Origin of the sequence: Frisingicoccus caecimuris, from assembly GCF_004340975.1 — a bacterium.
Classification (GTDB): domain Bacteria; phylum Bacillota; class Clostridia; order Lachnospirales; family Lachnospiraceae; genus Frisingicoccus; species Frisingicoccus caecimuris.
The window spans coordinates 157563-169421 of record NZ_SLXA01000003.1 but is presented as its reverse complement, the minus strand read 5'-3'; the positions used below and the strand labels follow the sequence as shown (position 1 = coordinate 169421).

Annotated in this window: 12 protein-coding genes; all 12 read right to left on the bottom strand. The window is 44.9% G+C overall.

Annotated features, from left to right (window positions below):
- Positions 1-49: 49 nt before the first annotated feature.
- The gene (locus EV212_RS04895) at positions 50-517 is read right to left on the bottom strand and encodes a signal peptidase II (protein WP_132089718.1); all 468 of its coding nucleotides are present in this window, start codon (positions 515-517) and stop codon (positions 50-52) included.
- A gap of 46 nt (positions 518-563) precedes the next feature.
- Positions 564-1418: a putative manganese transporter gene (locus EV212_RS04890; protein WP_132089715.1), complete on the bottom strand. Its 855-nt coding sequence runs from the start codon at positions 1416-1418 to the stop codon at positions 564-566.
- Positions 1419-1511: 93 nt separating this feature from the next.
- Positions 1512-3506, bottom strand: coding sequence for a molecular chaperone HtpG (htpG, locus tag EV212_RS04885; RefSeq protein ID WP_132090005.1), 1995 nt, complete (start codon positions 3504-3506; stop codon positions 1512-1514).
- Positions 3507-3637: 131 nt separating this feature from the next.
- A complete protein-coding gene (locus EV212_RS04880; protein ID WP_132089711.1) occupies positions 3638-4135 on the bottom strand; it encodes a DUF5721 family protein in 498 nt (165 codons plus the stop codon).
- Between the two features lie 16 nt (positions 4136-4151).
- The gene (gene purB, locus EV212_RS04875; RefSeq protein ID WP_132089708.1) at positions 4152-5582 is read right to left on the bottom strand and encodes an adenylosuccinate lyase; all 1431 of its coding nucleotides are present in this window, start codon (positions 5580-5582) and stop codon (positions 4152-4154) included.
- A 16-nt stretch (positions 5583-5598) separates the two neighbouring features.
- A complete protein-coding gene (gene purF, locus EV212_RS04870; RefSeq protein ID WP_132089705.1) occupies positions 5599-7029 on the bottom strand; it encodes an amidophosphoribosyltransferase in 1431 nt (476 codons plus the stop codon).
- A gap of 2 nt (positions 7030-7031) precedes the next feature.
- The gene (gene purC, locus EV212_RS04865) at positions 7032-7736 is read right to left on the bottom strand and encodes a phosphoribosylaminoimidazolesuccinocarboxamide synthase (RefSeq protein ID WP_132089702.1); all 705 of its coding nucleotides are present in this window, start codon (positions 7734-7736) and stop codon (positions 7032-7034) included.
- Positions 7737-7861: 125 nt separating this feature from the next.
- Positions 7862-8629: a ZIP family metal transporter gene (locus EV212_RS04860; protein WP_207669064.1), complete on the bottom strand. Its 768-nt coding sequence runs from the start codon at positions 8627-8629 to the stop codon at positions 7862-7864.
- 101 nt (positions 8630-8730) lie between these two features.
- Positions 8731-9858 carry an aminotransferase class V-fold PLP-dependent enzyme gene (locus EV212_RS04855; RefSeq protein ID WP_132089699.1) on the bottom strand — a complete coding sequence of 376 codons (1128 nt, stop codon included), beginning with the start codon at positions 9856-9858 and terminating at the stop codon, positions 8731-8733.
- Positions 9859-9879: 21 nt separating this feature from the next.
- Entirely contained in the window at positions 9880-10506 is a 627-nt protein-coding gene (gene yedF, locus EV212_RS04850; RefSeq protein WP_330570454.1) for a sulfurtransferase-like selenium metabolism protein YedF, read from the bottom strand.
- 12 nt (positions 10507-10518) lie between these two features.
- Positions 10519-11550 (bottom strand): selenide, water dikinase SelD, encoded by a 1032-nt coding sequence (gene selD, locus EV212_RS04845; RefSeq protein WP_330570453.1) that lies wholly within the window; start codon positions 11548-11550, stop codon positions 10519-10521.
- Between the two features lie 26 nt (positions 11551-11576).
- The gene (locus EV212_RS04840) at positions 11577-11816 is read right to left on the bottom strand and encodes a DUF3343 domain-containing protein (RefSeq protein WP_132089693.1); all 240 of its coding nucleotides are present in this window, start codon (positions 11814-11816) and stop codon (positions 11577-11579) included.
- Between the last annotated feature and the right edge of the window lie 43 nt (positions 11817-11859).

The following is an 11859-nucleotide window of genomic DNA, read 5'->3' as shown; positions in this document are numbered from 1 at the left end:
TTTTCTCACCACAGGTCTTTTTGTTTTTGATATCAATTTAAAATCTTCTTCAACAATCCCGGGACAGCCCCTCCCCCAGAAGCAACAACAGAGTCCCCGCAAACACGGCCAGATCGCCCACATTATAAATCACGTTACGGAACTTCTCCGTACCTACATTAAAACGGATATAATCGGTCACCTTACCCGATTTCAATCGCTCATAAGCATTGCTTCCGGCGCCTCCAAGCATCATCGAGAGCCCCAGTTTCTGGAGGCTGTGTCCACGTTTTCCGGCAACCATCATCCAGGCTCCGGCCAGACTTCCAACACCAAATACGGTCATCCCTTTCAAAAGCTCCGGGTTATCGGCCATCGCTCCGAGCATGGCGCCTTTATTGAAATACTTTGTCAGAATCACCTTGTTTCCGACCAGATTTTTCCGGCTGCGTTCCGCCACATTCTCTTTCACATAATCTTTAATGATCAAATCTCCGCCGCAAATGGCTGCTGCAAATCCCAAACATCCCATAGCCATGATTCATCTGCCTCCTCATATTTATCATGTGCAGTATAAACAAATTTTATAATGTAATTCCAAGAAAATCAATAGCGATTCCGGCAGCAACACCGATCACATATAAAATTACAGTAATTTTTAAATTCTCTCTCAGAGAATCATTGGTCCGGTAAAGAACGATCAGACCGACACCGGCGCCGACCAACAGTCCTGACATCATAGCGCCCAAGCTCATGGCCCCGTCTAAATACAGTTGAGTAATCACCACCGACGCCGCACAATTCGGTATAAGCCCCACAATTCCGGATATCAGAGAGCCGATCAGCGGCTGGTTTAAAACGATTTCTGTCAGACTTTCTTCACCGATCCCGGCAATGACTAAATTTAAGATAAAAGAAACAAGAATGATAAAGAAAAAAATCTGAGCCGTATGCACAAAGGCCGATTTTAAAATACCATCCTCACAATGGCAATGATCATGCTCACACATATGGTGAATATCCATTTCCTGTTCCGGTTCTTTTTTCACCATCAAAAATATAACATCCACAAGAAACCCGGCCGCCATACCAATGACCACCTTCATTCCAAGCACAGACAAAATAACTTTTACCGGTACCTGCTGTGAAATGAATACCGGAAGCATCTCATCCGATGTGGAAAGAAAAATGGCAATCAATGTACCGCGGGTAATGACCCGCCCCGCATACAAACTGGCCGCCGCCGCCGAAAAACCGCACTGTGGAAAAATGCCGGCAATACTTCCGATAAGAGGGCCGAATCTTCCAGAGGCCTGAACCACCCGCCGGGTACCGGCGCTCATCTTATGCTCAATATATTCCATAACAATGTAAGTTACAAATAAAAAAGGTAAAAGGCGGATACCGTCCATTAGCGTATCCAGAATAATATCGTACATTGCAAACCTCTTTTCCTGTCTGTCGATAGTAACTTTTTTATATTATCCTATGGATATTGCCTTTGTCAAGTATCCGCCTTTGTTTTTAATATGTTATTTTGTCAAAACCATCATGATCTTATTGCTCCGTTCAATAAATGCGGTCATGGCCGAAGCTTCCAGCGGTTTATGACTGAGTAAAGCCAGATCATAGAGCTGCTGGCAGATCATATCCGTATATTCACCATCTGTATGCTCCAGCACGTACTGTACCAACGTATTGTTGGCATTCAGAATCAGTGTTTCACCCTCATTACCAAACATGCTCATATCTGTCATACCATACATCTTCATCATATCCTGCATCCGGCGGCTCTCTTCATTTAAAGTAATCATAGAGGAAGTCTCTGCGTTCTTCAACTTCTCTACCTTGACCTGGATATTATCCCGTCCGAGAGCCTTCTTAAAGATATCGGTCAATGTCTTTGTATTTTCCTCCAGGACTTTGCCGTCTTCCTCATTGACCTCTTCTTTGAAAATATCTGCCAGGTCCGTATCGATGCGATGGAATTTTACATTTTCCTCATCCTGTTCCAGAACGCTGATGAATGGCTGGTCAATGGCATGTTTCAGAATGACCGCATCCATCTCCTGCTCCTTAAACATGTTGATATACTGTCCCTGCTGAACTTCATCCGTCACATAGAATACCTGGTTCTCATGTTTTTCTTTGGCAGCTTCCAGATAATCCTTCAAAGTCAGATATTTGCTTTCCAGGTTCTTATAAAGGATATAATCTTTCATCTTGCCTTTGAACTTTTCATCTTTAATATAGCCATATTTAATGAAAGGACTGATATCATCCCAGTATTTTTCATAATTTTCCCGGTCGGTCTTGCACATACCGGAGAGCTTGTCCGCCACTTTCTTCGTAATATAATCGGAAATCTTCTGAACAAAACCGTCATTCTGAAGAGCCGAACGCGAAACATTCAGAGGAAGATCCGGACAGTCGATAACGCCCTTTAAGAGCATAAGAAATTCCGGAATGACTTCTTTAATATTATCCGCGATAAATACCTGGTTATTATACAGCTTAATCGTTCCCTCAACAGCCTCATATTCCAAATTCAGTTTTGGGAAATAGAGAATACCCTTTAAATTAAACGGATAATCCATATTCAGATGAATCCAGAACAATGGCTCTTTATAATCATTAAATACTTTCCGGTAGAAAGCCTTATACTCCTCTTCCGTACACTCATTCGGATGCTTTGCCCAGAGCGGATGAATATCATTGATCAGGAATGGACGACGATGAATCTTTGCCATCTTTTGCTCCGGTGTGATCTCAACCGTTTCCTTTGTCCCGTCCTCATTCTCTTTTTCCTCTGTTTTGGCCGGTTCCGTATAATATTCAATAACTTTGTCTGTGTCAAGAATATCTTCTTCTTTTACGTTCTGAGTTTCCGGTTCACCGCCTTCTTTGGAAATATAAATTTCCACCGGCATGAAAGCACAGTATTTATCCAGAACTTCTCTGGCCCGATATTCATTAGCGAATTCCAGGCTGTCTTCATTCAGATACAGTGTGATCTCTGTACCGCGGGTTTCTTTGTCCCCTTTAGTCATAGCGTATTCTGAATCGCCGTCACATTCCCAGTAAACCGGTTCGGCATCCTCTTTGTAGGAACGTGTCTGAATCGTTACACGATCCGCAACCATAAAGGCCGAATAGAATCCCAGGCCAAAATGTCCGATGATCTGGTCTTCATTCGTCTTATCCTTATATTTTTCCAGGAAATCCGTAGCACCGGAAAAAGCAATCTGGGTAATATATTCTTTCACTTCATCGGCTGTCATACCGATACCATTATCCCGTACGATCATTGTCTTATCTTCTGAATTAACGATAACTTCAACTTTCAGCTTTTCATCCTCGGCAATTGTACATTCACCCATCATCTCCAGCTTTTTCAGCTTTGTGATTGCATCACAGCCATTGGAAACTAATTCTCTGACAAAAATATCATGATCGGAATATAACCATTTCTTTATGATTGGAAATAAATTTTCACTGTTAATGGATAAACTTCCCTGTTCCTTTATTGTCTCTGCCATTAAAATCACTCCTTAAAAATTATAAACTAATTTTTTATCTGAAACATATTGTAATACCAGTTTATCCGATTGTCAACAAAAAATTAGCACTCACTTTAAGCGAGTGCTAATTTTCTTGTTTACATCTGCTCCACCGTTATATGATTCTGTTTAAAATACTGACAGACTGTATCATCCCAACACTGTTCCAGTGTTTTATCCATCACAAAGGTCTTATAAGAAACGCCGGAGGTACACACCAGTTTCTCATGGTCATAAGTAATATTCATAAACAAGCCGCCCATATCCTCCGGATTCACCGGAAGGTGATGCCTCTCCAGAAGCCACCGGGTATTCTCATCCGAAAGCTGAAATACGAGTTTAAAACGGACCGGAAGCTTATGCCCTTTGATCAATTGAAAAGCAAAGGGCTTCACCTCAGACCAAAGACACAGTTTCCGTCCCGCCAAAGCTTCCCACTCCTCCGAATCGAAATAAGGGCGGTTTAAATAACCGCCCAAATGAAATTCTGTGAATGTCTGAATCTCTCCGTCCCGCAGATAGAACTTATCAAACATCGTCCCGGTAAGAATTCCCGCCATGAAATTTTTAATATCCAAAACGGATAATCCAATCATGCGCTACCACTCCATATTATACATTAATCTCTGCCATCATACCGAGAACCTCTTTATTCTCATCCAGAATCGGCTGAATGACCTCATTCAAAAATTCTGTTACCTGTTCCGGCGCACGTCCGACAAAGTTTCTCGGATTCATAATGGACTGTAACTCTTCCATCGTCGTTCCGAAAGCCGGGTCAGCTGCAATACGCTCCAACAGGTCATTTGGCTTTCCTTCGACTTTGACCATACGTCCTGCTTCCATAGAATGGGTACGAATACGTTCGTGAAGTTCCTGACGGTCCCCGCCGCGTTTTACTGCATCCATCATGATATTTTCAGTTGCCATAAATGGCAGTTCACTCATCAGACGCTGTTCGATCACCTTTGGATAGACAACAAGGCCGTCAACCACATTCATATACAGGTCCAGCACACCGTCAATAGCCAGAAATGCTTCCGGCACACTGAGCCGTTTGTTGGCCGAATCATCCAGTGTTCTCTCAAACCACTGAGTTGCTGCTGTGATCGCCGGATTCAATACGTCGATCATCACATATCTGGAAAGAGATGCAATACGTTCACTGCGCATCGGATTCCGTTTATAGGCCATTGCTGAAGAACCAATCTGACTCTTTTCAAACGGCTCCTCAATCTCTTTCAAATGCTGAAGGAGACGAATATCATTAGAGAACTTATGCGCACTCTGGGCAATGCTGGCAACAACATTCAGCACGCGGGTATCCAGTTTTCTTGAATAGGTCTGACCCGATACCGGATAGCAGGCGTCAAAGCCCATTTTCTGTGCAATGCGGCGGTCCGCTTCTTTACATTTATCATGATCTCCGTCAAATAATTCCAGAAAGCTGGCCTGAGTTCCGGTAGTACCTTTGGAACCAAGCAGTTTTAACTGGGAAATCATATAATCCACATCGGATAAATCCATGACCAGATCATTTAACCAGAGACTGGCACGTTTTCCAACGGTCGTCGGCTGTGCCGGCTGGAAATGGGTAAATGCCAGTGTCGGAAGCTCTTTATAGGTATCTGCAAATTTTGCCAGCTCACTGATCACATTCAAAAGCTTTTTGCGGACTAGATACAATGCTTCACGCATAATGATCACATCCGTATTATCACCTACATAACAAGAGGTCGCTCCCAGATGGATGATACCCTTTGCTGTCGGACACTGCTGTCCATAGGCATACACATGAGACATAACATCGTGACGTACTTCTTTTTCTCTGGCCTTTGCCACATCATAATTAATATCATCCTTTGCCGCCTTTAACTCAGCAATCTGTTCCTCCGTAATCGGCAGGCCAAGCTCTGCTTCTGTTTCAGCCAGGGCAATCCACAATTTTCTCCATGTCTTGAATTTCATATCCGGAGAAAAGATATACTGCATCTCTTTGCTTGCATATCTTTCCGATAACGGACTGTGGTATCTATCATTCATGTTTTATCCTCCTAAATTAAAATTCCATATCCCCGCGAATATCCCGGGTCGGCGGTGCCAACGGATAATCCCCGTTAAAGCAGGCCTGACAATATTCCAGACCTTCCACCATCTCACCCATGCGGTCCAGATCCAAATAGCCAAGGGAATCCGCTCCCATCATCTCACCAATCTCTTCCACCGTATAATGATTGGCAATGAGCTGATCTCTATTTGGAATATCCGTACCAAAATAGCACGGATATTTAAACGGCGGTGAACTGATTCTGACATGAACCTCCGTTGCCCCTGCATTCTTAAGCATCTGGACAATATTGCCGCTGGTCGTTCCGCGGACGATTGAATCATCAATCATAATAATACGCTTTCCCTTTACCGCATCTTTTAAAACATTCAGCTTGATCTTAACACTCTGCTCTCTCATGCTCTGTTTCGGTTTAATAAAGGTTCTGCCAACATAATTATTTTTTACAAAAGCCCGGCCATACGGAATTCCCGATTCCAGGGCATATCCCATAGCCGCATCATTACCCGATTCCGGCACACCAACCACCAGATCTGCTTCCACCGGATGGGTCTGGGCCAAAATCTTTCCGGCCATGATTCGGGAATTAAACACACTGACCCCATCGATGACACTGTCCGGGCGGGCAAAATAAATATATTCAAAAATACATCGGCCGGATTTCTCAGCCAGATTACAATAGCGCCGATCCGATGCCAGACCTTCTTCATTAATGACAATAATCTCTCCCGGTTCTACATCCCGGATAAATTCCGCACCGACCGTGTCAAGTGCACAGGTTTCCGATGCTACCACCCATGTATCGTCTCTTTTTCCAATACAGAGTGGTTTAAAGCCATACGGATCCCGGGCTGCGATCAATTTCCGCGGACTCATGACGAGAAGGGAATAGGCCCCCTGAATATATGGCATTGCTCTGAAGACCGCTTCCTCAACAGAAGGGCAGTGCACCCGCTCCCTGGCCACCAGATAAGCAATCACTTCGGAGTCAATCGTTGTCTGGAAGATGGCGCCATTCTTTTCCAGTTCCTCACGTAGATCCACTGCATTGACCAGATTGCCATTATGGGCAATGGCGAGCTGTCCTTTGACATATTTGGTCACCAATGGCTGAGCATTGGCGCGTACACTGCTGCCTGCTGTCGAATACCGGACATGACCGATGGCAATATCTCCATGAAGTTTATCCAGATTTTCCGGCGTAAATACCTCATTGACCAGTCCCATATCCTTATAATATCGTATATCTCTGTTTTCACTTACCGCAATGCCGCAGCTTTCCTGACCACGGTGCTGTAATGAAAACAATCCATAATAAATCCAGGAAGCAATATCCCCGCCCTTTGTGTTATAAGCACCAAAGACACCACATTCCTCATGGAGTTCTTCTTTTATCTGACAGGAGTCTTTCTGCTTGATCATAATTATAATCCCAGTCTTCTGTAAACTTCTTCGTAAGCTTCTTCTACCCGTCCCAAATCTCTTCTGAAACGGTCTTTATCCAGTTTCTCATGGGTTTCCGAATCCCAGAAGCGGCATGTATCCGGCGAAATCTCATCCGCAAGGATGATCTCACCTTTATAACGTCCAAACTCTACCTTAAAATCAATCAAGTCAATATTCTTTTCAGCAAAATAAGCCACAAGAATTTCATTGATCTTAAATACAAGTTCTGTAATACGATCAATTTCTTCCCGTGTAGCCGCACCAATGGCAATCGCATAGTAATCATTGATCATCGGATCGCCCAACGCATCATTTTTATAACTGAATTCCAATGTTGGTGCAAGAAGGCGGAAACCTTCTTCAATTCCAAGCTTTTTAGAAAAACTTCCTGCAGCCACATTACGGACGATAACTTCCAGCGGAACAATTTCTACTTTTTTTACAGCTGTTTCTCTGTCGCTTAATTCCTCTACAAGATGCGTCGGAATGCCTTTTTCTTCAAGCATTTTAAAAATATGGTTGGTCATCCGGTTATTTACAACACCTTTACCGACAATCGTTCCTTTTTTTTCACCGTTAAATGCGGTTGCATCATCTTTATAATCAACAATTAATACGTCTTCTACATCCGTCGTATAAACTTTTTTTGCTTTTCCTTCATACAACATTTCTAATTTCTTCATTTGAATCTGACCTCTTTCTTCCATATGCTTTTCCGGTTGTTATATCCGCCCTTATTCTATCGCAATATTTTTTTTAAATCAATAGATTCCCCATTAAAATTACTTATAAAAAATCGCGGCATCACTTATAAAGACAAGGCAACATCCAGAATCATCATAATCAAAAACCCCGCCATGCTTCCTATGGTTCCCCTGTGGGACCGTCCCGAATCATTGGCTTCCGGAATCAATTCTTCCACAACGACATAAATCATGGCTCCTGCCGCAAAGGATAAAAGCCAGGGCATCGCCGGCCGGATAAAACCAGACACCAGTACGACCATCATCCCGAACATCGGTTCCACAGCCGCAGATAAAACCCCATAAAGAAAGGCTTTCTTTGCCGACATTCCTTCCTGTCTCAGCGGTAAAGAGACTGCTGCACCTTCGGGAAAATTCTGGACACCAATCCCCAGAGCCAGAGCAAAGGCAGCCGCGTATAATTCTCTCTGGTCTATATTCTGGGCTGCCAGAGCAAAGGCCAGACCAACAGCCATCCCTTCCGGAATATTATGGAGTGTCACTGCAAATACCAGTAAATTCGCCCGATTCGTCCAATTTGTACATTTTGCAAAAATGCCATCCACTATCAAAAGAAACAGGCCGCCGAAAAGGAAGCCGAGGGCGGCCGGAACCCACGGCAAGCCCCCCAATGCCTCAGCCTGCTCAATGGCCGGAATAATCAGCGACCATATGGAAGCGGCAATCATAATTCCCGAAGCGAACCCGAGAAAAATTTTCTGGAGTCCCTCATTTACCTGTTTTCGAAACAAAAATACGGTTGCCGCACCGGACACCGTCATCAAAAATGCAAATCCGGTTCCCAGGGCGGCCCAAATCAAAGATTGTATCATGGTCTCCCACCTTTTTATTTAAATTTTCCACGAACAGCCAAACTCTGCCTGCTTATATTTATGATATGGAAAATTTAATATCCGGTGAGAAGGTTCCTGCATCAATAATTTCTCAGAGCCGATATAGTCGCTTCCACCTCATCCATTGTGTTAAAATTTGAAAAGCTGAATCTCACGATTCCCTGTGCTTCCGTTCCAAATCTCCGATGCATCAATGGCGCACAGTGGCCTCCCGGACGCGTACATATCTCATATTCCCGGGCCAGCCAGTCACTCACTTCCGCCGAATCCTCATCTCCAAGATTCAGTGCGACAATGGGAGCTCTCTCCATCACTGAATAGTCTCCGTAAAATCGAATACCAGGAATATCCTGCGCCCTTTGATAGAACTCACGGGCTAAATTCTGCTCCTTTATTCGAAGCGTGTCCATTCCCTGTTCCTGAATAAAAGCTATCGCGGCCTTTAAGCCCGAAATTCCATGACCATTTAATGTCCCTGCCTCCAATGCTTCCGGCATTTGAAGTGGATGAATCTTGTCAAATGTCTTTATGCCGCTGCCTCCGGTGACCAAAGGACGGACCTGAAGTCCTTTGCGCACACAGAGGCCGCCGGTCCCCTGGGGTCCCATAAGGCTCTTATGTCCGGTAAAGCATAAAACATCCACAAAATCTTCCTGCATATCTATAGGAAATATTCCCGCTGTCTGGGAGGCATCCACCACAAAAAGAGTGCCTGCCTCCCGGCACCATCCACCGATTTTCCGAATGTCGTTGATATTTCCCGTCAAATTCGACGCATGTGTACAGAATACGGCCCTGGCCCCGAAATCAATTGCCTGTCTCATAGCCGCCATATCCAAACGTCCCAGATCATCCGTTCCGACAATTTCCAGACAGATTCCCTGCCGTTCCATTTCATACAAAGGACGGAGCACGCTGTTATGCTCCATCACCGTGGTAACAACCCGATCGCCCGGTGTCAGTATGCCTTTGACGACCATATTCAGACTTTCTGTGGAATTCGCCGTAAAAACGACCTGCTCCGGGCCATCCCCATGGAACAGATTCGACAGCATCTGACGGGTTTCAAAGATCATCCTGGCCCCTGTCAGCGCCGCCGTATGTGTACCCCGGGAAGAATTTCCCAGAGTTGTCAGCGCCCGGCACACTGCTTCGACCACCTGAGCCGGCCTGTACAGGCTGGTTGCTGCGCTATCCAGATAAATCATCCCATCTCCCCCAAACGTTTCTTATGGACGAATAATCTTTTTAGCCTGCAGGAGACTTTCTGTAATATCATACATATTCGTCACACTGCCGACCCGAAGCTTGTCCTCCAAATGATAGTGATTCAGACATGTACCGCATGTCAAAATTTCTGCCCCCTGAGCTTCCAGTTCCTTCAAATCCTCCAGGGAATCTGAACCTTCACAGGAAAGAAATGCGCCACTGTTATACATCAGCACCTTCTCAGGGAGCTGTTCCTGATGACTGACCGCATAGATAAAACCTTTCATGAGAAGTTTTCCCAGGACCTCATCTCCTGAACCCATCTGATCCGAAGAAAGAACGATCACCAGACCGTTGGATTTTCCGTCCGGTGTACAGGCAATCATCTCCGGTTTCTCTTCCGGTACGGAGACTGAAATCTGCTCCTTTGCTCCAGCTTCAATAACAACAGAAAATTCCCGTTCACCCTTCTTTTCAGCCGCCGATTTTAATTGTTTATGTTTCGCCATTTTTGTCAGATTCTGAACTGCGATTTCATTGTCCACGATCACCTCGATCATTTCTCCCGGTGCTGCCTCTGCCAATGCCTGTTTTGCTTCAATGACCGGCATCGGACACTGCTTTCCACGTTCATCTAATTTTCTCATTTCCATCCACCCCTATCCTCTTACAATAACTGTTTTTTCTTTTCTGGCTGTCACCTGACCTACAATATTACACGGCAATCCAAGTTTTTTCAGCTCTTCAAGTGCCGCCGCTCCATCCTCCGGCGGCATACTTACCAACAGACCACCGGATGTCTGGGCATCAAACAGGATTTCCTCCATCGCAAAACTGCAGTCGACAAATGCTATCTGACTTTCCACATGATTCCGATTTCTCTGACCTGCAGCCGTCAGGTAAAACTCCTCCACATACTCGGGACACTCCGGTATATACGGAATAGCCGAAGCATCAATACAGGCGCTGTACTGATCTGTCAGCATTTCACACAGATGCACGAGAAAACCAAATCCGGTCACATCCGTACACCCATGCACCTGATACTTTTTCATAATTTCCGAGGCATACTTATTCAGTGCAGTCATAGACTTTACAGCCAGCGCCATGGCGCTTTTTGAAGCTTCCCCGAGACGATTTGCCGTACAGACAATCCCTGTCCCCAAAGGCTTTGTCAGCAGAAGCACATCCCCTTCTTCACAACGGTTGTTTGCAAAAATCTTCTCTGGATGAATGACTCCTGTGACGGACAGGCCGTATTTTACATCCGCATCTGCAATCGAATGGCCGCCGGCCAGAACACCGCCAGCCTCCCTGACCTTCTCGCTTCCTCCCAATAAAATCTGTCCGAGAACATTCAAATCCATGGTTTCAGGAAAACAGACAATATTCAACGCCGTTTTTACCTCACCGCCCATCGCATAAACATCGCTCAGCGCATTGGCTGCTGCTATCTGTCCGAAAATGTACGGATCATCCACCATTGGCGGAAAAAAATCCAGTGTCTGGACAATTGCCAAATCCTCTGCCAGCTTATACACCGCCGCATCGTCTGAATTTTCATAACCAATCAAAAGATTCGGATCCTCTACTTTAGGTATCTGACTCAGCACCCTGCTCAGAACGTCAGGTCCAAGCTTTGCTGTACAACCTCCGCCTTTACAAAAAACAATCGGTTCCTGTTCCATCATTCACTCCCCATTCTAAAACATTTTATCTATAGCAAAAGCTCATAAACCCCTTCAACTTCAATTCCTTCCTGAGATATCATTATTTCCAGCGCTGTCTTCGAATCCGGAACCGCTGCCCAGGCCATTCCACATCCGGCAGATATCTGTTTCGGCACCGGAATAAGCCGCCCGTCCAGACCATCCCGTTTACAGCACTGCTCCATCTTAAGAGCCTGAACCGTCGACGGAAATGTAACTACCACTTTCATCCTCTTAACTCTTGGCATAATCATCTACTCCTCTCCGGACTTATCGAAAAAACAAATATAC

Coding starts and splice junctions, on each gene's coding strand:
- EV212_RS04895 (WP_132089718.1), bottom strand. CDS start 517: ATGGCTATGGGATGTTTGGGATTTGCAGCAGCCATTTGCGGCGGAGAT.
- EV212_RS04890 (WP_132089715.1), bottom strand. CDS start 1,418: ATGTACGATATTATTCTGGATACGCTAATGGACGGTATCCGCCTTTTA.
- EV212_RS04880 (WP_132089711.1), bottom strand. CDS start 4,135: ATGATTGGATTATCCGTTTTGGATATTAAAAATTTCATGGCGGGAATT.
- purB (WP_132089708.1), bottom strand. CDS start 5,582: ATGAATGATAGATACCACAGTCCGTTATCGGAAAGATATGCAAGCAAA.
- purF (WP_132089705.1), bottom strand. CDS start 7,029: ATGATCAAGCAGAAAGACTCCTGTCAGATAAAAGAAGAACTCCATGAG.
- purC (WP_132089702.1), bottom strand. CDS start 7,736: ATGAAGAAATTAGAAATGTTGTATGAAGGAAAAGCAAAAAAAGTTTAT.
- EV212_RS04860 (WP_207669064.1), bottom strand. CDS start 8,629: ATGATACAATCTTTGATTTGGGCCGCCCTGGGAACCGGATTTGCATTT.
- EV212_RS04855 (WP_132089699.1), bottom strand. CDS start 9,858: ATGATTTATCTGGATAGCGCAGCAACCAGCCTGTACAGGCCGGCTCAG.
- yedF (WP_330570454.1), bottom strand. CDS start 10,506: ATGAGAAAATTAGATGAACGTGGAAAGCAGTGTCCGATGCCGGTCATT.
- selD (WP_330570453.1), bottom strand. CDS start 11,550: ATGATGGAACAGGAACCGATTGTTTTTTGTAAAGGCGGAGGTTGTACA.
- EV212_RS04840 (WP_132089693.1), bottom strand. CDS start 11,816: ATGCCAAGAGTTAAGAGGATGAAAGTGGTAGTTACATTTCCGTCGACG.